General features: G+C 45.9%; 21 protein-coding genes. All 21 read right to left on the reverse strand.

What is annotated here, in order from left to right; genetic code table 11:
• Nucleotides 1–15: 15 nt before the first annotated feature.
• The 21 genes from KNO99_RS08080 to KNO99_RS08180 all read right to left on the reverse strand — a co-directional run bounded on the left by KNO99_RS08080 (nt 16) and on the right by KNO99_RS08180 (nt 20,390).
• Nucleotides 16–1,098, reverse strand: a complete 1,083-nt coding sequence (locus tag KNO99_RS08080; RefSeq protein ID WP_214747244.1) for a hypothetical protein — start codon at nt 1,096–1,098, stop codon at nt 16–18.
• Nucleotides 1,099–1,117: 19 nt separating this feature from the next.
• Nucleotides 1,118–1,909, reverse strand: coding sequence for a hypothetical protein (locus tag KNO99_RS08085; protein WP_214747247.1), 792 nt, complete (start codon nt 1,907–1,909; stop codon nt 1,118–1,120).
• The gene (locus KNO99_RS08090) at nt 1,906–2,586 is read right to left on the reverse strand and encodes an ABC transporter ATP-binding protein (protein WP_214747250.1); all 681 of its coding nucleotides are present in this window, start codon (nt 2,584–2,586) and stop codon (nt 1,906–1,908) included. The genes KNO99_RS08085 and KNO99_RS08090 overlap by 4 nt, the downstream gene beginning before the upstream one ends.
• On the reverse strand, nt 2,564–2,956 hold the full coding sequence (locus tag KNO99_RS08095; RefSeq protein WP_214747253.1) for a GntR family transcriptional regulator: 393 nt from the start codon (nt 2,954–2,956) through the stop codon (nt 2,564–2,566). The genes KNO99_RS08090 and KNO99_RS08095 overlap by 23 nt, the downstream gene beginning before the upstream one ends.
• Nucleotides 2,957–3,095: 139 nt before the next feature.
• Nucleotides 3,096–3,686 carry a kinase gene (locus tag KNO99_RS08100; protein WP_214747256.1) on the reverse strand — a complete coding sequence of 197 codons (591 nt, stop codon included), beginning with the start codon at nt 3,684–3,686 and terminating at the stop codon, nt 3,096–3,098.
• 50 nt (nt 3,687–3,736) lie between these two features.
• Nucleotides 3,737–5,422 carry a b(o/a)3-type cytochrome-c oxidase subunit 1 gene (locus tag KNO99_RS08105; RefSeq protein ID WP_015880822.1) on the reverse strand — a complete coding sequence of 562 codons (1,686 nt, stop codon included), beginning with the start codon at nt 5,420–5,422 and terminating at the stop codon, nt 3,737–3,739.
• Nucleotides 5,423–5,893, reverse strand: coding sequence for a cytochrome c oxidase subunit II (locus KNO99_RS08110; protein WP_074033048.1), 471 nt, complete (start codon nt 5,891–5,893; stop codon nt 5,423–5,425).
• Nucleotides 5,894–5,917: 24 nt separating this feature from the next.
• The gene (locus KNO99_RS08115) at nt 5,918–6,037 is read right to left on the reverse strand and encodes a cytochrome c oxidase subunit 2A (RefSeq protein WP_371743055.1); all 120 of its coding nucleotides are present in this window, start codon (nt 6,035–6,037) and stop codon (nt 5,918–5,920) included.
• Nucleotides 6,038–6,216: 179 nt separating this feature from the next.
• Complete coding sequence (locus tag KNO99_RS08120; RefSeq protein ID WP_074033047.1) at nt 6,217–6,927, reverse strand: Crp/Fnr family transcriptional regulator; 711 nt, start codon at nt 6,925–6,927, stop codon at nt 6,217–6,219.
• 155 nt (nt 6,928–7,082) lie between these two features.
• A complete protein-coding gene (locus KNO99_RS08125) occupies nt 7,083–8,468 on the reverse strand; it encodes an aldehyde dehydrogenase (protein WP_214747259.1) in 1,386 nt (461 codons plus the stop codon).
• A 149-nt stretch (nt 8,469–8,617) separates the two neighbouring features.
• On the reverse strand, nt 8,618–9,763 hold the full coding sequence (locus KNO99_RS08130) for an MFS transporter (RefSeq protein WP_214747263.1): 1,146 nt from the start codon (nt 9,761–9,763) through the stop codon (nt 8,618–8,620).
• A gap of 121 nt (nt 9,764–9,884) precedes the next feature.
• Complete coding sequence (deoD, locus tag KNO99_RS08135; protein WP_074033044.1) at nt 9,885–10,598, reverse strand: purine-nucleoside phosphorylase; 714 nt, start codon at nt 10,596–10,598, stop codon at nt 9,885–9,887.
• A 15-nt stretch (nt 10,599–10,613) separates the two neighbouring features.
• Entirely contained in the window at nt 10,614–11,324 is a 711-nt protein-coding gene (locus KNO99_RS08140; protein ID WP_214696432.1) for a response regulator, read from the reverse strand.
• Nucleotides 11,321–13,072, reverse strand: coding sequence for a sensor histidine kinase (locus tag KNO99_RS08145; protein WP_214747266.1), 1,752 nt, complete (start codon nt 13,070–13,072; stop codon nt 11,321–11,323). The genes KNO99_RS08140 and KNO99_RS08145 overlap by 4 nt, the downstream gene beginning before the upstream one ends.
• Before the next feature lie 101 nt (nt 13,073–13,173).
• Nucleotides 13,174–14,391 carry a M48 family metallopeptidase gene (locus KNO99_RS08150; RefSeq protein ID WP_214747269.1) on the reverse strand — a complete coding sequence of 406 codons (1,218 nt, stop codon included), beginning with the start codon at nt 14,389–14,391 and terminating at the stop codon, nt 13,174–13,176.
• A gap of 97 nt (nt 14,392–14,488) precedes the next feature.
• Nucleotides 14,489–15,586, reverse strand: coding sequence for a PQQ-dependent sugar dehydrogenase (locus KNO99_RS08155; RefSeq protein WP_214747272.1), 1,098 nt, complete (start codon nt 15,584–15,586; stop codon nt 14,489–14,491).
• A gap of 37 nt (nt 15,587–15,623) precedes the next feature.
• Nucleotides 15,624–17,084 carry an MDR family MFS transporter gene (locus KNO99_RS08160; protein ID WP_214747275.1) on the reverse strand — a complete coding sequence of 487 codons (1,461 nt, stop codon included), beginning with the start codon at nt 17,082–17,084 and terminating at the stop codon, nt 15,624–15,626.
• 63 nt (nt 17,085–17,147) lie between these two features.
• Nucleotides 17,148–17,867, reverse strand: coding sequence for an ABC transporter ATP-binding protein (locus KNO99_RS08165; protein WP_214747278.1), 720 nt, complete (start codon nt 17,865–17,867; stop codon nt 17,148–17,150).
• Nucleotides 17,864–18,655, reverse strand: a complete 792-nt coding sequence (locus tag KNO99_RS08170) for a hypothetical protein (RefSeq protein WP_214747281.1) — start codon at nt 18,653–18,655, stop codon at nt 17,864–17,866. Before KNO99_RS08170 ends, KNO99_RS08165 begins: the two co-directional genes overlap by 4 nt.
• 3 nt (nt 18,656–18,658) lie before the next feature.
• Entirely contained in the window at nt 18,659–19,219 is a 561-nt protein-coding gene (locus KNO99_RS08175; protein WP_214747284.1) for a nitrous oxide reductase accessory protein NosL, read from the reverse strand.
• Nucleotides 19,206–20,390, reverse strand: coding sequence for a NosD domain-containing protein (locus tag KNO99_RS08180; RefSeq protein ID WP_214747287.1), 1,185 nt, complete (start codon nt 20,388–20,390; stop codon nt 19,206–19,208). The genes KNO99_RS08175 and KNO99_RS08180 overlap by 14 nt, the downstream gene beginning before the upstream one ends.
• Between the last annotated feature and the right edge of the window lie 145 nt (nt 20,391–20,535).

Raw genomic sequence — 20,535 nt, forward strand, 5'->3', positions numbered from 1 at the left:
GCGTGCTGCCTCTTTTTAGTAAACATAATACTGTACAGATTTAGCTACGTCTGCCCCTGTTACAGTCCCTTTTGAGACAAGCGTGCTTTCATCAAAGACATTTATCTCAGCCCCGGATTGTGTCGAGTATACATGATAGAGCAATGCATTGTGATAACTTGCCATCCCAATTTTCCCTTGAATAACTTGACGTGAAGTTTCAGCCAATGTTTTTAAATTGATACTCGTTTCCGTACCGTCAGCTAGAATCGACTGATACGTATGACCAAACACAGTCGATGCAACCACATCTTGTTCACTATCTAGTGAGACAACTCGATTTTCTTTGACATCATAAACATATAACCCAGATAGAGAAAACGATTCTGAATACGTTTCGCCATCCTCTGCTTCAACTGTCTCTAATCGTGTCGCTTCAATTGGGATATATCGATTGTCTGTTCCAATCGTCATTTGCTCTTCAACTGTAAATTCGACTCCCATTGCATCAGTAATCACATTTTCAATAAGTACACCATTACGTTCAATTTTTTTCGTTTCAATCGTTTTTGTTTCTTGATTCAATACGGCAATATGTTGATTAGTCAGCTCATAGTTTTCGTTGTACACTAAATGCACAGCATCTTTATAAACAAACAACCCGCTCCATCCACTCTCTAAAAGGAACTGCACGTCAGTAAACTCCGTTCGTTCAACGGTTTCACCGTCTTTCGATTTCAATAAAACAAGCGTGTCTAGACCTTCTTGTCCAACTGCTACGTAACCATCTTCTGTTTTTATTCGTAGGTCATAACCGAGTTGTTTCACAGCACGGGCAAATGAACGATATTGTTTTCCAACATCTTCTCGATATCGAAAGACTTCGTCAATGTAACTTCCATAAACATATTGGTTTCCTTCAACTGAAAGCTCTACGTCCTTCAATGCTTGATTCGTACCTGTATAGCTCACTCGTACTGTTCGATTCTTCCACGCAGCCTCGTTTGAGTCGACTTGCAACTTCCAATCGTCCGGATTTTGTTCACCATTGACCGCATATGTACCAATTCCCGCAATAATGACTGCTCCTAAGGCAACAATATTTAGCATACGTCTCATATCACTTCACCTCAAACGCTTAATTTTTTTGTAAGTATCGACGCCCTATTATTAAAAATAAAACTATACTGAAGATGAAGCCAGCGACCAGTGTGAGTACTAATTCATCCAACAATAAATATTGTTCACTGATGTAAAAGATACTACCTGGAACAGTGATGATTCCAATGATTAGTAATATGGAAGTAAGCGGTGACCAAATCGTACGTTGCCACAAACTCCTCTCTATTAACACAAACGTGAAGATTGTCAGTACGACAAAAGCAATCATCAACAGATGAATGATAAAATTCACAATTGTTGATGGATATAGAATAGAAAACACATCCAACTGACGAATGTTGGCAAAAGTATCATTTTTTATAATCATCTGCACGTCTAACCAAGTCGTGAAAATCTGATATTCGATGATGAGCGTGAACCATTGAACGGCAATCAAACCTAAGATCAGTATCATGACCGTTATGAATTTTGAGATAAACAGTTGAGTTCGCTTCATCGGCAACGTTAATAAACGCATCATGAATGTTCCGCGCCCCCAAAATTCTCGATACCAAATCCATCCACTGTATATCAGCATTGCAACCATACCAATCCCGAGAGATAAAATATATGGCGTGCTAATGAGATAAGAATGAAAAACTACCATTACACTACTACCTTGACGTCTATATTCTTCATTCATCACTGTATATTTCCATAAAAATGCGCCTAGCCAACCTAATTGAATCGTAATCAATAAACCTAACAACAATACATACATCTTTTTAACGCGTTCGAGTTCCCATCCAATCAATTTCAATAGATTCATGCCCCGTACTCCTCTCTCATCACATCGACGATGGACTTCCCATGAATGAAACGGACATCTTCCACATCAAACTCACGGACGATTCTTCCGTTATTCAACATGACGGCCTTGTCGATCAAGTACTCGATATCTTCAATCTCGTGTGTCGTAATGAGCACGCCACGATTCTCCATGACCTCGCTCGAAAATAGTTCGACAATCTGTTCTTTTGAGAAGACATCGATTCCTGAGAACGGTTCATCAAGCAATAAATAATCCGGGTCTTGCGCAATCCCGAGTGCGAGGTTCGCTTTCGCGAGCGTCCCTTTCGATAACTCGCTCAACTTATCTTCCGGAAACAACTTGAAATCATCGACGAGACGGGCAAATAATGCCGAATCAAATGTCGGATAAAAATCTTTCATGAACGCCTCACATTGTTCGATTGTAAAGTGAATCGGGAACATCGCATGATCGGCGACGAAGGCGACACGATTCAAATCAATCGGTTTCCCATCGATCAATACCGAACCTTTGTCGAAAGGTGTCAATCCCATGATGCCTTTCAACAACGTCGACTTCCCCGTACCGTTCAAGCCGATGAGACACGTGATTTCACCTTTATTCGCTGTGAACGACACGTCTTCAATGACTTGTTTCCGCCGATAACGTTTTTTAACTCCCAACACTTCGATCATCGTACATCCCCTCCTTGTACTGTCGTTTGATTTTTTCAACAAGTTCGTCTACCGAGACATCAAGTTCTTGAATCGATTCTACAAATACGGCGACCGCGTCATCTACGATTTCAGAGCGGATTTGTGCCAATACCGTTCGATCTGTCGTCACGCGACTCGGTCGATTTCGTTCGGTCGTAATCAATTGTTGGTCCTCCATTTCCTTGAACGCTTTTTGAACCGTGTTCGGATTAATTTTTAAATCGTTCGCAAGCTCACGCCGAGATGGCATCTCATCCCCGGCTTTCAGTTCACCGAGCGCCATCTTCTTCTTGAAGTAGTCGACGACTTGTAGGTAAACCGGTGCCCTCGTATTGAATTGCATGTTCATCACCTTTCTAAGTGTATGACATGGTTAATACACTTTCTAACTGTATTATTAGCATAATACACTTTGACGTCAATCATTTTTTCAAATTTTCTCCAAATTAAAAACACCTGACGCATGCATCAGATGTTGAAACGTTCAGTCAGAGCACAATATCTGCTCCTTTTTTCGGGTCGACGAGTTGGAGATAAAGATCTTCCCCTGGCCAATAGCGCCGCTTGTATTTCGCAAGCCGTTCCTCCGGGACGCCGAGATATGTATCTCGATTCAATACCCGTTCATACCGAACCTCGCGGGGACAATCGAGATAAATCACGTAATCGTAATATGGTCGCCATTCCGGTCGTTGTAGAAAAATCCCTTCCACGACAACGGTATGAGCAGATGACACATCGATCACTTCTTCAACGATGACATCTCGTTCATGATCATATCGCGGTAATATTAACTTCGTAACTCCTTCTGTTAAAGGACGGAACAGTTCACACTCAAGACGCGACACGTCCCATTGGAGTGCGTAATATTCGGTCGGTTCAGGCTGTCCGGTCTCATAGCGTCTGTCTCGTTCGACAATATAGTCATCAATGTGAAGAACAAGTATAGTCGGCTCTTCACTCAAACGTGAGACGAGCGTCGTCTTGCCCGCTCCGCTCAACCCATCAATTGCTACGACAAACGGGCGATTGGCTGAATGCATCGAACGCGCTGCATGGATGACTTCTAATACGTTCATATCGTTCCTCCCCACACAAAAAGTCAGCTCACGAATGAGCTGACTTTAGTTTACCAGAGTACCCAACCACGCGCTCCTGGAGGCGCGCTTTCAATCAAGTGCCAAATTGGAACCGTGTATGCAAATGCAATCAAGACGAACGTTACCGTAATCCACAATTTCCAGTTTTCGAAATAGCGCGGTGTATCCATCGCCGCCTCTTCTGTCTCAGCGAGCGGGAATTCCTCTTCGCCTTTTGGAGCGAGGAATGACAAGTTGAACATCGAGTAAACGAAGATCAGAACCGAGATGAATAAAATCGTTCCTCCGATCGCCATCATGACGTGGTACGGAATCCATTCACGCGTCAACGCATCCGAGAAGTAAGTTGCTGGACCCGTACGACGTGGGTTACCATTCAATCCTGAAATGTGCATCGCATATGACATGATGGCCATACCGAACGCCCACGTCCCTGCTTGAATCAATCCAAGCTTGTTCATCGCCTTCGTCAACGTGCGACCACGAAGTACTGGTACGAGCCAGTATGCCGTTCCGAAGAACGTCAAGGCGACAGCCGTCCCGACTGTAATATGGAAGTGACCTGTGACCCAAAGTGTATTGTGGACCATCGCGTTCAATTGGTGAGACGCGTTGATGATTCCACCTGCACCGGCTGGAATGAAGAATAACATTCCGACGAATGGTGCAAGGAAACGAACATCGCCATACGGCATTTTCTTCACCCATCCGAACAATCCTTTCGCACCGAGCGCACGTCCACGAAGTTCGAACGTCGCAAAGAGCGAGAATGCTGTCATGAACGATGGGATGACGACCAAGAACGTCAAGATAACTTGAACGAACTTCCAAAACGGTTCAATCCCCGGTTCTGTCAACTGATGGTGGAAGCCGACCGGGAATGAGAAGAGCAAGAACAACAAGAACGCCATCCGTGCCAACGCATCCGAGAAGATCTTCCCACCGATGACTTTCGGCACGACTGTGTACCATACAATATATGCCGGCATGAGCCAGAAATAAACGAGCGGGTGACCGAAGTACCAGAACAATGTACGAGATAACTCAATTCCGACTGTATCTGTCCATCCTAACGAGAGAGGAAGGAGTTGGAACAGAATCGTTGCTGCGACACCGAGTGTCGCAATGTCCCATAGAAGCATCGTCATAATACTCATATAAGCCGGGAGCGGCGGATGAACGCCTGGGTTGTCGCGTTTGTAGTCCGCATACATACGGAACATCGCGAATGACGACAACCACGTTCCGACTACGAACAGGACGAGTCCGACATAGAAGAGCGGATCTGCCATGAGCGGTGCATAGAACGTATATAAGACCGTTCCTTTATTGGCCAAAATCATGACCGTTACCATGACAGCACCGATGATCATCGTCCAAAAACCGAGCCACGCGACACGCGTCGGGAATGATTCAAACCGACCGAACGACTTCGCAAGCAACGCATACAAGAGACCGATAATGAACATCGTCGTGAAGACGATCCCGAGCATAATCCCGTGAGCCGTTAGTAATTGATAATATCCAAAGATTTCAGGAATGACACCCGTCCGAATCAACGTCTGTGTCAATCCGGCTAGCGCTCCAATCAAGATGGCGAGTACCGATACGAGAACGTGTCCGTAGGCAAGACGCGCCTCTTTCGCTCCGATACTTGGAACAGGAACCCCTCGCTCCATCTCCCATTGTTTCAGTTTAGATGATACGTCGTTCATTTACTCCACCACCTTGATTTTAGTCGACATCATGTGATGCCCTGTCCCACAATATTCGTTACAAAGAATCAAAAACTCGCCAGCTTCCTCGAACGTGTACGTCAATGAGTTGATATGTCCAGGGACGACCATCATGTTGACCGGAGTACCTGTCAACTGGAATCCGTGTACGACATCAGGTGACGTCACAAGGAATGTTACTTTTGCGCCTTTTGGAATTTCAACATTCCCTGGTGTGAACGTAAACGCTTGTGCGATCATGACGAGTTCGTATTCATTTTCACCAATTTGATGAAGTCCTGGTTTGTCGAATGGAGCCGTCTGATTTACTTTTGCCGGGTCAATCAAATCCGCATCCGACGCTGGCTGATTCCCTGCTGCGAATGCCGATACCCCGAGAACCGTCAAGAAGACCGCGAGTAGGATAATACCGAATGTAAGCCAATATTTTTCTAGTTTATGAATATGCATAATGAGACCCTCCTCCCTACATGTTTATCGTGTGACGAATAAGTAAAAGACTGATGACCACATGGTGATGATGACACCCGCCACGATCATGACTGCTGTAAACGTCCCTTTTAGGTTCGGCTCTTGCCCATCTTTATGTTCCACGTGTAAGACCCCTTTCGCTTGTTTTTCCACCTTTATTGTATGCAATCACCTAAGGGATAATATGTGACTTTTGTCACTCAAAAAGTGACAATCACATCAATTTTGCGTAGTTTCAACACACAAAATTCACATTTCCATAAAAATAGGTCACAAAAAAAACCGCCTTCACATGAGGCGGTTCATAAACGACATATTCCTGCTGGACAACCCTCGCAATGACAAAGCTCTTTCAAAAAATCAACATCATGGATGACGATTGATTTGGTCGTCGTACTGATGACTCCTTCTTTTCGCCATTGACTGATCAAGCGGTTCACCGTCTCGCGTGGCGCTCCGATCAATTGTCCGAGTTCTCCGTCTGACGGATGGCGAGGAATGACGATTGTATCCTCTTCCTCCACACCGTGCATAGCTGCCATACGGAGTAGTGTCGAGGCCAGTGCGCCTGGCTTTCCGTACAACAATAAGTCGCGTACTTTCATCTCTGAGTGTTTGCGCATCATCGATGTCCATCGCAAAATTTCTCCGGCAAAGCGGATGTCACGTTGCATGAGTGATTCCAATTCACGTTTTGAAATGGTCCCGATGGTACTTTCCTCAGTCGTCTCGATACTGTATGAGCTAGGGAAAGTTTCGACGATGTCAAACTCACCAAAGAAGTCATCCGAACCATACATGAACATGACGAGTGGATTTCCTTTTTTCGTGATTTTTGTGAATTTGACAGAACCACTCTTCAAGTAAAAGAACTTATCACACTTTTCACCTTCCCAACATACGATACTCGCTTTCGGATGATGTTGAATCGTCATCATTTCCAGTAGCAATTGTTTCGTTTCATCTGAGAATACAAAACTGTTCGGTTGGGTCGTTCCACATTGCATTGACATAGGTCGGTGCTCCCTCCACGTTTCATTCGTACGTTCCAATTATGACTTTATTATACAGGAGTGTGACAGGGAGTATCAGAAAAGTATGTGACATTTCAAACAATCTTTTTCAAAAAAAGAGAGACCCGGCATTTGTACCGAGTCTCTCTATAGCTTTATCGTTGAATCAATCGAATCAATTGTTCGGCCGGTTTGAAGTTCGGATACCGAACTGGTAAATCAAATTTTGTCGTGTTTTTCAAAATAGACTTCGCGTGACTAAACGTCTCAAAGCTCGTACGTCCGTGATAGGCCCCCATACCGCTCTCGCCTACTCCACCAAACGGGAGATTCGGGTTCGTCAAATGCATGATGACATCGTTCACACATCCTCCTCCAAAGGAAAGGTGCTTCATGATCGTTCTTTCCACATCTTTCGATTCCGTAAAGAGATAGAGCGCGAGTGGATGCGGTCGGTCAGAGATGAACTCGATCACTTCATCTAGCTGACGATACGGAATGACCGGTAAAATCGGACCAAAAATCTCGTCTTTCATCACATCGGCATCTTCTTCGAGATTCGTCATGACGGTCGGTGCGATTTTTAGCTCATCCCGGTTCGTTTCCCCGCCAAAAGCAAGTTCGCCTTCTGTTAAATAGTGAGACAAACGGTCGAAATGCGATTCGTTGACGATGCGCGTGTATCGTTTCGTACCGACACCGTTCCCGAACATCGCAAACGCCTCTTGTTTGATTGCCTCTAAAAATGCTTCTTGCTGCGATTCATGTACGAGCACGTAGTCTGGCGCGACACACGTTTGCCCGGCGTTCATCCATTTCCCCCATGAAACACGTTTTGCCGCGATGGAGACATTCGCATCTCCGTGAACGATGACAGGTGATTTCCCTCCGAGTTCGAGTGTGACGGGTGTTAAATGTTCTGCTGCCGCCTTATTTACGATGCGACCGACTTGTGTCGAACCTGTAAAGAAAATGTAGTCCCATTTTTGATTCAAGAGCTCTTGAGCTGTGTCTTTATCCCCTTCGACACTGGCTATATATCGATCGGTGAAAGCACGTTCTAGCACTTGTGTCAGGACACGCGCGACGTTCGGTGTCAGTTCTGAAGGTTTGACGACCGCTGTGTTTCCCGCGGCAATGGCACCAATGAGTGGTGCGACCGCTAGTTGGAACGGATAATTCCACGGAGCGATGATCAATACCGTACCGTATGGCTCATATTGAATTTCACTCTTCATTCCAAGATGGATGGCAGTTCCACGCACACGCTTCGGACGCATCCATCGTTTTAATTCGCGTGTCGTCCGAGAAATCTCGTCATAAATGAATCCGATTTCTGTCGTATACGCATCCATCTCCGATTTGTTCAAGTCCTCTTTAAGGGCTTCTAGCAAGTCCGTTTCATGATGCTTGATCGATTCCTTTAAAAACGTCAGCATACTTAAACGGAATGCCATTGATTTCGTCGCCTGTGTTTTAAAGAAACGACGTTGTTTTTGGACAAGCTCGTCAATCGTCAATTGTTCAATCGGTGCCAGCATGAACTTTCCTCCTTATGATTCATCACATTGATTTCATTTTATCATCAAGTGAAAAGTCAATCAAAAAAACGCTTTCATCGATGCAAGTTACACTAACCGTTTAAATGTTTAAACATTTAACCATAGAGTAATACATTACTTTTATCGTGTCAAAATATCCGTCTTCCCTTTACCACACTGACAAGAAAAAGGAGGCTCGCCCCCCATAAAATCAAACCAGTCAGTGTGAACTGCTCGACGACTGAAAGTGGCAGAGCGCTTAAAAAAGAAGATCCCGCTACCGTACCGAGAGAGAAAAAGGCATAGAACGCCCCGTATGCTTTTCCTCGATTTTGAGGAGAAGTTGATTGAATCAGCAATGTGTTGATGGCCGGGAAAAGAATCGCAAACCCGACACCATATAAGGCAAGTACCCCATAAAGGCTCGCTTGTACACCTGCTTGTCCAATTAACATCTGGCACGTCCCAATAATCGCCACCCCAAGTGCCGTCAATTTGGTCGGTGAAAATCGATCGAACAATCGGTTCGTCGGTAATAAAAAGAATAAGACGGCGACCACGCCGAACATACTGAGCAACGTCCCACTCAATCGTGAATCATAGCCAAGCTCTTGCACATGAACCGGTAACAAAAACGCAAGTGCCCCTTGGGAAAACATGAGGAAGAATGCCCCCCAATAGGCTCGAATCACTTTCGGGTCTGGTTTTATCGGTGCTGTATGGGTATCTTTCTTCGAATCCACCGTTTGATTCCGTCGCATCGTTACGATTGTCACGAACAGAATCACCCAGCCGAATAAAGAAACAAATAAAAAGACGGTCGGTGGTGATGTGATACTGGCGACAATTCCACTGAACGCAGGACCGATAATGGCCGCTAATCCGACGAAACTACCGGTGATGGCGACTTTCTTCCCTTGACGATTCATTGCTGTGATGTTCGCAGACAAGGTAAACGCAGCCGGGACGATCAGTCCAGCCATAAAGCCGTGGACACACCGGACAAGCAGTAATATGGATGGCGAGTCGACGAATTGGTAAGCGAGTAAACTTATGCTCGTCAGAAACAAGCCGAGAACCAATACGCGATATGGACCATTCTTGTCAGTCCATATACCGGACAGCACATTTCCAAACGTGTTCGTCAACGAATAAATCGCGATGGAAAAACCAGCGATAAATGAAGATGCCCCAACGGATAACGCAAATGTGCTCATGATTGGGAGTTGGGCGAACAGATCAAAAAACGCAAAAAATACAATTGCATATAATATAAAACGTGATGGAGTTTTCATTAGACATTTCCTCTTTCTCGGTATCTTATCCTTAGTCTAGCTGGAGCTCCAACCGTTTCATAGGGATGAATGGGTTTGGACACAAAAAATCCCTACAGCCAAAGACTGTAGGGAAAACTGTTTAGTTCGTCACTTCAACCGCTGTATCGAGAGCGACACGAATCATTTCATCAAACGTCGTCTGACGCTCTTCTGAAGTCGTCTCTTCACCTGTCAACAAGTGGTCAGAGATCGTGAGGATTGTCAACGCGTTTACTTTATGTTTCGCCGCAAGTGTGTAAAGACCCGCTGCTTCCATCTCGATTGCGAGGCAACCGAAGTCCGCCCACTTCTTGAAGTGGTGGAAGTCATCTTGATAGAATTGATCCGCTGTGAAGATTTGTCCCACTTTGACCGGGATGCCGGCTTTCTCTGCATTCATATACGCACGATGTAGGAGGTCGAACGTCGCTGTTGGTGCATAGTCCATTCCGTTGAAGCGGACACGGTTTTGCCCCATCTCACTTGATGCGCTCATGGCGATGACGACATCACGCACTTTGACGTCTTCTTGAATTCCGCCGGCAGTTCCGACACGGATCAAGTTTTTTGCACCGTACGACATGATGAGTTCGTTCACGTAAATCGACATCGAAGGCACACCCATCCCTGTTCCTTGGACCGAGATGCGTTTTCCTTTGTACGTACCTGTGAAACCATACATACCACGAACTTCATTATATAATTCGACGTCTTCTAAAAACGTCTCCGCAATATACTTGGCGCGAAGCGGATCCCCTGGAAGTAATACCGTTTCTGCAATTTGTCCTTCTTGAGCTCCAATGTGTACACTCATGTTTGAATTCCTCCTTTAAGCTTGTCGTTGAACCTTTTCCCGAAATTCGTTCGGAGTAACACCGACTTGTTTTTTAAAGACCTTCCGGAAATATTTATCGTCCGAAAAGCCGACTGCTTGGGCGACTTCATAGATACGCTGTCTACTCGTCTCTAACAGGCGCTTCGCTTCGTTCATCCGAATCGTCAATACATATTCGGACAAGTTCACGCCATATTGTTGTTTAAAACGTCGCGAGATGTACTCTCGACTTAAGTAAAATCGTTCGCTCATCCCTTGCAAACTCAGTTCTTCCGAAAAATGCTGTTCAATGAACGTTCCAATCTGAGAAATCGGGTCTTCACTCGATCGATCCACCACGTCCCCTAACGCGCGTGCCAACGTATCATTCAATACATCCGGGTCGATTGGTTTTAACAAATAATCAAAGCTCCCATACTGGATGGCCCGTCGCATATACGAATATTCATCGTATCCTGTCAGCACCACAAGTTTAGAAAATGAAGCATGGTCGTGTACCCACTCCATCAGCTCGATCCCATCACAATGGGGCATTTGAATATCGGATAAGATGAGCGCTGGACGTTCTTGTTCGATGAGCGCCTGTGCTTCACGCCCATCCGTTGCTTCAAGAACCGTCGTCACACCGAACCGTTCCCATTCACCGAGTAATTTCACCGCTTCCCTTACCGGAGATTCATCATCTACAATCAACACTTTCGTCATGACGCCACCCCCTCAGAAGAAGCCGGGAAACGCATCATAATTCGAAAACCGCCTGTTTCAGGTGTAGCCAACATAAATTCTGCCTCCCGATTATAGTTTAACATGAGTCGATCGCGAATGTTTCGTAATCCTGTGCCTTCCGTGTCATAAAATGTCGAATCACTTTGTTCAATCCGTGACATGACTCGTTCCCATTCCTCGGTCGTCAGCGAACGACCACTGTTCTCACAACGAATCACGAGTGACGTGCCGTCCATCCAGGCCGTCACATCAAATCGATTCGCTAAAGCAGAGCCGTCCCGCTCGAACCCATGCTTGAAAAAGTTCTCTGCCAACGGCTGCAAAATCATTTTTGGAACAATCAGTTCATGGAGGTCTTCAGGAACTGAAACGGTCACTTGAAACTGATTTGGAAATCGTACGTCTTGAAGACGAATGTATGAATTCAAATGCTCGATCTCTCGTTTCAGTGTCACCATCGACTCTTCTGGATGCATCGTATACCGCATCATCGAAGACAGTTGCGTGATCAATCGATAGACCGTCTTGCCATCTCCCTTCAATGCCAATGTTCCGATTGACTGTAACGTATTAAATAAGAAATGCGGATTGGTTTGCGCCTGAAGCGTACGAAGCTCGTTCGTCCGATTCTCTAAGGCGAGCTTATACTCTCGTTGAATTAAATCATCGATCCGTTCAATCATTCGCTTGAACTGTCTTCCGAGTACGCCGAACTCATCATTTCCGAGGGAATCAAATGAGACGGTCATGTCCCCTTGCTCGATTCGCCAAATGTTTGAGGTCAACGTCTTGATTGGTGTCGTCAATTTCATCGAAGCATAGGTCGCTCCGATCAGTGCCAAAATGAGCGAGACCATCCCGACAAGCAAGATGATGAATGACGTTCGTGAAGCCGGTTCGGTCAAGAGTTCATCTGGAATCGATTTACCGACATAAAACTGTTGATGGTCAAACTCGAATGTTTTCGTGATTTGATGGTGTTTTCCATCGGTCGAGATGGATCTTGGCTGAAATGAAGACGGAATTTCTCCCTCACCGAGATGGGCAAACACACGGTTGTCTTCACCGACGAACCATAAACTCTCATCCGGACTATTTTGTAAAGAAGCCAACTGTCCGATGAATAAATTTTCAGGGATATCGAGCGAAAGAATAGCAAGTGGTTCATCCGTTTCAATCTTGTCGAGCCTGAAATGAAGCGTCACGACGTCTTCTTGTGTCATGATCGGTCCGAAATCATGATAGGCAACAAGTGGATGGGATGCTTCTAATAAGACACGACTTTTCGGGTTATCCAAGAGCTGTTGTTGGACGGCGCTCGGCTCTTTTTTCGACCGTGGTGACACTTTCATTTTATAAGCCGCAAACGAATCCATATCTTCGAGCATTAACAGCTGAATTTGCGCCACGTCTTCTCGGGACAGGTACATCGCGAGGAGCGCGCGCCGCACTTCAATCTCCGTTTCTCTTAACGAAAGTCCCGGTCCATATTCCAAAATGTCTAACACGTCACGATCAGCGTATAAACTCGTTGGCAATCGACTCAAATCAGAGATATAGCGTTCCATCTGACGTGTCCCCCGCTCGAGCGACCATTCGGTCATCTCAAGACCACGTTCACGCTCCCGGTCTTGCACGTACCAAAATGAAACAATCGTCGCTAAAATGACCGGTACAATGATGGTCAACGCAATCATCCCCGTTAACTTTGTCCGTATGCTATTCACCGATATCCCTCCTACCCAAACAGTATATCATGCGTTATGCAAACGTTTGCAAAAAACCACAAAAAAATTCCCTCGTCTCTTTTGAAACGAGGAAATGTCTTTTATTCATATGCTTCCATTAATTCAATGAGTTCAGAACTATGTCCCCAATCACGTGCCGTATCAATCGGTGTCATCCCGCTATCATTTTGGAGCGTGACGTCAGCTCCGTTGTCTAGCAAGAGTTGAACTGTTTCTTTATCAACCTCATCATTGTAGAACAAGTTGTGAAGTGGCGTTTCGCCATACTCGTCTTGAATATTCACGTCAGCACCATTTTGTAATTCTGCTTCGATCTCTTCATAGCTCGCATTATTATACGTCAATTCTTGGATTGGTTCTTCCCATTCCAACGCCCAATCATCTGCAAGGTCCTCACTCATCGCCGCAGATACAATCTCCGTCAAATCATCGTTAATGAAGAGAAATGCGATAAGTGCCCCGTTTCCGATAACCGTCAATAGAATCATCGAAATGATAGATGCTTTCACATATCCAGCCGTCTTGAAGACCGGAATGTTTTCTTCACCTGCAGCTGTTGCAATCGATGCGATTCGCTTCGGTAACGTTGGATGCGTCGACAACAACTCACTATACTTCGCGATAAAACCGTTCTCTCGACTTGCTTCGTACAAATAGTCGAACTCATTCACTTCTTTCGCGAGCGGTCCCCCGATTGCAAGAACCGTTAACGCACGCTTCGCCGCCCCGAAGTCTTGAATGTAATGAGCAGCCATCCGGTCACACGTATATTCACAAGCACGTGAATAGGCAGAACCTAAGAAAGGAATGATACTACCGAGCAAGACGACCCACTGCTTTTGGACATGGTTACGACGAATGTGTGCCAGTTCGTGTGCGATGACAAACTCCACTTCTTTCGTCTGTCCCGTCCGTGTTAATTCCACGACATCCGAATACAGAATGACCATGTTCTTCTGGAAGAAACGTGTGGCAAAAGCGTTTAATACACCACCCGCTTGTAAAATATACACATCTGGCAACAAGCGGATGCCCATATCTGCCCCGACGCGTTGGACCATCTCATGAAGTTCTGTAAACTGACGAGCCGTCACTTTGACACCGTTCGTCCGAATGTACCCGATTTGAATCCAGTGAGTAAAGAGCGAGAGCGATACGATTGTACCGATGATCCATAAAAAGAGACCGAATGAGGCTACTGTCAGCACGATCCCGAGGATTAACATGAGCACGCTTGCTGCAACTAATAGTGAGAAGTATAGTTTTTCTCGTTTATGTACCAAGTTTGAATGATTCATCTATTTTCTCCTTCTTTTTCCAAAATACATGTTTAATTATACCGTTACTTCCAGAAGAAACAATGAAAAAAATAGAAACTGACAAAGTCGTCAGTTTCTAGCGAATCGTTACTTGATAAAGTTGATCGTCTTGAGGCTGTGGGTTGCCTCGTCCGTCCGTATTGTTCGAAATAAAATACAAGGTGTTATCTTCTAACCACACATCACGAATCCGACCTACATCTTCGACAATCGTCGTCACTTGTTTCGTTTCCCGGTCGATGGCAACAAGCCGCTCGTTCCGAAGCGTCGCCATATAGACGTACTGTTCATCTGTCGCGATACCAGAAGGTGCCCAAGAGGTCTCGCCTACTTCAAACCACGGTGTGACAAGGCCTTCTTGTTCCTGATTCGCCTCAATGATCGGCCATCCATAATTGTTTCCTTCTTCTATCACGTTGACCTCGTCATGTCCGCTCGCCCCGTGTTCGCTCGCATAAAGAACTTCATCAATTTGACTCAATCCTTGAGGATTGCGGTGACCGAGCGAATAGATCCAGTCGGTCGGTTCACCTTCACCCGATAATGGGATTCGTAGAATCTTTCCGGCTAATGATGATTCATCTTGTGCAAGTTCAGGTACGAGCGCATCTCCCGTCGTCACCCAAAGATGCTCACCGTCCAGCAATAGGCGACCTCCGTTATGAAAACGTGCACCTGGAATCTCGTCAAGTAAGACATTCGTTTCCTCAAAGCGTTCTCCATCCCATGTCAACTCGACCACACGATTTTGAACGTTTCTTCCCGACGATCCATACGTATGATACGCGTAAAGGATTCCGCTCGATTCAAAATCTTTGCTTAACGCAAGACCAAGGAGCCCTCCTTCACCAATCTCGAATACACTTTCCTTGAAGTTCACGTCTTGTCGGGTTGCGCGACCCGAACTGTCAATCACGGTGATGGTACCACCGCGTTCGGATACGAGCCATCCCTCCTCTGTTCGAGCGAGTGACCACGGAATCAACAAGTTCTCGGCAATGGCGGTCACTTCTCCAATCTCAAGATTCGACTCTTCCGTCGTACTCGTTTCACTGTCAGTCACTGACTCACTTCGTGTCTCTTCTGAAGTAGGTGGTTCTGCTCCTTCGTTCGTTTGTTCTGGCGCACACCCCATCAGAAACAACAATGTCACAATCCCAATTTGACGTTTCATGTCGGTTCGCCTCCCTTTCCTTCATCATACCCTTGTTTTACGAGCGCTGTGAAGGTTCCGGTGGGCGAGCCGGCAAGCGGGACGCGATAACGAACGCGATGATCGCGGCGACCATCGCTCCGATAAAGATGCTGTTCAATCCGGTCGCAATGATCTGTTCCCCTTGAAGTCGAACCGAAGCGTTCAACGTCTCCGTGACGCTCTGATTGAAGAAGTCTTCTAATGAAACTTGAGATAACGCGCTGTTCTCTTTAAAGTCGTTAAGTACAACAAAGTTAAAGACCGCTCCGAACACCGCTACACCAAGTGTTTGGCCAACCGTACTTAAAAATGAGTTGGTCGCCGTTGCTGTTCCACGCTGTTGATAGGAGACGACAGTTTGTAAGACGACGATAAACATCGGTTGAGACATCCCGAATCCGACACCGATTAGCGCCACTGCCCCATACACCCATACGTCTGAACTCGACTGGGATAACAGTGTTAAGGTTAGCGTCCCGATGATAAGCAATCCCATCCCGATCAAGGCGCGTCGTCTCGGAGAAGCCACTCCGAGTGTACGCCCCCCGATAATCGACGTGAATGTCCACGCGACCGATAGTGGCATCAACATGAATCCAGCCTCTGTCGCTGATTTCCCTAATACAGCTTGTGCCCAGATTGGAATGTAAGCAGACATGGAGACGAGCACCCACGCCGCAAAAAAGACTGAACCGTTGATGGCAGCAATCGTTGGTTGCTTGAGTAATTCAAACGGCAATAACGGAGATTTTGCTTTTCGTTCAGATACGAAGAAGCCAACTAGTAAGATGATACTGAATACCCCACTGGCAACAATGGTCGTCGTCCATTCATTCGTTTCACTGAATGTGATTAGGGCATACAGGAATGCTGTCGTCCCACCTGCGAACAAAAGTGCGCCTTTCAAGTCAATCCGTTCAGTCGTCTCAGCGACTTTCTCTTTATAGAAAATAATGATCATGATAAACGAGAGTAACGCAAATGGTACGTTCAATAAAAAGACGTAGCGCCATGACAACGTTTCGACTAAAAAGCCTCCGATGACCGGACCGAGTACTCCCGACACACCCCATACGGCACTTAAAATCCCTTGAATCTTTCCGCGTTCCTCATATTTATATAGGTCTCCGATAATCGTCATCGAAATCGGAAGGACGGCACCGGCACCTAGACCCTGTAGCGCCCGAAAAACGATCAGCTGTTCCATCGACGTGGCTAACCCACATAAGAGTGAGGATAGCGTGAACAACCCGATGCCAAACAAGAGGACACGCTTCCGCCCGAATAAATCCGCCACTTTCCCATATATCGGTGTCGATACTGCTGTAAATAGTAAGAAGGCAGCAAATACCCAACTGACGAGCGTCGCCCCGTTCAACTCACTGGCGATGACAGGCGTCGCAACTGATACGACCGTCCCTTCAATCGCCGCTAAAAAGGTTGCCAATAAGAGGGCAACCGTCACATTTTTTCTCATCCGTTCCATCTCCCCAAAAAAATAGTGGCGTCGGAAGGTTCCGAGCACCACTTCAACTGTCTATTATTTTGTGCGAGCCACGTCCATTTGACAAGTGTCATCTTCTGATTCGAAAAAGAATTCTCTTAGACGTTCATACGCGGCTTGTTCTTCATGAACATGCACCTTCCCACAAATAGAACCCGCTCTCATCATCCAGACTTCATCTGACAACATAGCTGCAACATCTAGTTGATGAGTTGAAAATACGATGGTCGTCCCTCGCTCCGCCTCTTCACGTAGTAAATCTTGAAGCATTCGCATCCAGATCGGGTCTAGACCGTTCGTCGGTTCATCTAATAACAGGATAGCCGCCTCATTGACGAGCGCTTGTGCCAAGAGGAGACGTTGGCGCATCCCTTTCGATAATTCGGCGATTTTCTTGCGCTTATGTTCATATAACCCGACCCGTTTGAGAACTTCAGCAGTCGGACGGGCGCCTTGCAAAATGGCGTAGTAGGCGAACGTCTCTTCAACCGTCCATGTGCCATCAAAGGAGAAATCGTCCGGCATATAGCCAAAGCTCTCATTGTATTTCGTTCGTTGCGTTGTCGTATAGCCATTCAACTGAATGACACCGGTACTTGGTTCGATTGTTCCGTTCATCAGATTTATAAGCGTCGACTTCCCCGCCCCATTGCTCCCGCATAAAGCAATAATTCGCCCTGAGGTAATCTCTTCACGAATCGGATGGAGCGACCACGTATCGCCATATTTTTTTCCTACGTCTATACAGTGAATCATGATGTTTTCCTCCAAGCCACTTTCGAAGCAAGCCACAACAAGACACTACTCATCGTCATCAAGGTAGCCCAGACGACGATGGATCCAATCGGGCGATTTATCCAATTTAACCAGTTGAGATACACCTCTCCAAACACATCCGGAGATGACACTGTTGTACTGGCCCAAATGCGCATCAAATCAAATCCATTCACAAACAGCGCAAGGATCATTCCATTCACCTGAATACCGTATGGAAGCAAAGAAATCATCGTCACGAGAATCGTCGGCCACAATAGTACGAGGACGACCCACGTTAAAAAGGCGAGTAACATCGCCCGGATTCTCGTACGACCGAATAGTCCGATTAACGTACCGAGTGCCGTCGCATACATTATTAATCCGGTCGCGTAGGCAAATAGGATGACCCATGTTGTAAACGATTGATCGACGACGAGTGATGCGATGAAGAATGCCAGTAATAGAACGATTACTTGTGTGATCAAAAACGAACTGAAGCGGATGAAAATAAATTTCCACTTTGGATAGGTAAATGTCGAAAGCAAACTTAGTCGTTTCGATTCTTGTTCTTGTCCCCAATGAATCGCTGTAGTCAGTAAGATGAAAAGCGGAAGCAATAGACCGAGCACCGTGATCAGCGTTGCACTGATGTTCGTATAGTCGGCAGCAATCGGTAGTGCTTGTCCAAGTCCTCCGAGTAGAACGAGCGTGAGAATCCACGTCAGGAGAAAAGCATAGTTCTCTCGCTTTCGAAGGCTGCGTGCCCATTCCATCCTCCATAAAGACATCGGTTACTGTCCTTCTTCTTCCGTATCCATCTCCATGTCCATCTCACTATCTTGATCCATTCCGTCCATCGAGCCTTCGCCATCCATCATCATGTTCATCTCGCCACGTTCCCATGTATGATCTTTCAATTGATCGAAGTCCATCATCTCGCCGCCGTTCTCTTCCATATACGCTTCCGCGTCCGCCTCTTTTGCGAACGATAGAATATTGTAAGCCATCGGTGTTTTCGACTCTTTGTCGTAAACAAACATCGCTTCGTCTAATTCGACCCAATCTTTTGTATTGAAATCTTTCACATACATGGCAGCGATATCGTCTTCTTTTTGTTCTGGATACCAATCACGCATCAAGCATCCAATATCATCGAACGCATATCCTTTTTCATTCTCCATGATTGCTTCCGCTGCGAACTGCTCATCCATGATTTTCATCTTACACACTTCGCATTCCGTTTCGCCCCATTTGATTTCAAACGGTTCTGCCGATGCACTTGAACATGCACCAAGTGCCAACGATAATCCTGCTACTGATAATAGTCCTGCTACTTGTTTATACGATTTCATGTCGTTTCCTCCCAAATCTCCAAATGATAATGAGCAATAAAATACTTCCTACATTCCAGACCGAACCGTTCCATTTCCACATCGCTGAATAAGTTTGTGGTGAAACATCTGTCAACGATACGTCTTCCGGGCTCCTTAGTATACTTTTTAGTAAAAGAAGACCGGGTGACCCGTATAATAATTCGAATGCTTCGTATGAATCTGTCAATAAGAATAAATAGGGGTCTGTGCGAAATGGAACCTCACTATAGCCGTCGCCATTCAGGTCAAGGGTCATGTCACCCCACACATTTCCTTGCACGATGTTTTCAGATGACTCGACCATCGTTACGGGTTCTCGATTCCCCAATAGATTATTTTGAAGAATCATCATCCCTCTTGCTTGCTTCAATTGAAAGCCGATGTCATTTCCATTAATTGCATTCTGTTCGAGTGTCGTCCCAGTCGACTGCTCCGCATATAAACCGATATGATTCCCATAAATACTCGTCTTCTCAATTGTTGTATCGATGGCTTCATATAACATCAGTCCCGTCGCCGTTCCACCGACTTGATCATGCACATTTCCATTTTGAAAAGTGACTCGATTCGTACCCATAATCATCGCACCCGTCAGGTTATGATGTAGTTCAGGTACAGAAATCATAACGTCAGTCGGAAACATCAAGTGAATACCATAGCGTGAATGCGAGACGACTGGTCGCACAATCGTGTGCTGAGATCCGTTTTCTATGTATATCCCGTCTCGCACCTCTTTCGCGACGACTCCTCTGAGCTCTGACGCTTCGCTATTGAGAAGTACAATGCCATCTGCCTGTCCGTTTCCTTGAATTGATGTTCGAATGACACGTACGCCGTAACCATTCTCAATCAATAGTCCAGTGCCCGAGGATTCGATGGACACATCGATTAGTTGGTGCCCGAGACCCGATACTTGAACGGCGGGTACACGATCACTCTCGCACTGTTGAACCGATACACGTTCAAGAAGAGCCCCCGTTCCTCGAAGAATGAACGCCGGATGTCCACAACTCGTATATGTTTTTCCGGCCCCATCAAATACTTCGTTTGATTCGATGACGATTGGTTCGGTCAATGGAGTCAGCGTTTCTTCCGCATTCACATGCGGCACCCAACACATAAATAGAATCCCTACTAGTAATCGTTTCATGCCCCCTCCTTCTCTCAACCGCTTACATCACTTATTCTACTGAAACCCCCGTAGGTATGTGTGTAGTTTATATGGGATTCTTGTGACAGTTTCTTCATAAAAAAAACACAGACGGTGAAGGGGTCGTTTCACCGTCTGTGCGTCG

Origin of the sequence: Exiguobacterium sp. s189 (assembly GCF_018617615.1) — a bacterium.
Taxonomy (GTDB): domain Bacteria; phylum Bacillota; class Bacilli; order Exiguobacteriales; family Exiguobacteriaceae; genus Exiguobacterium; species Exiguobacterium aestuarii_A.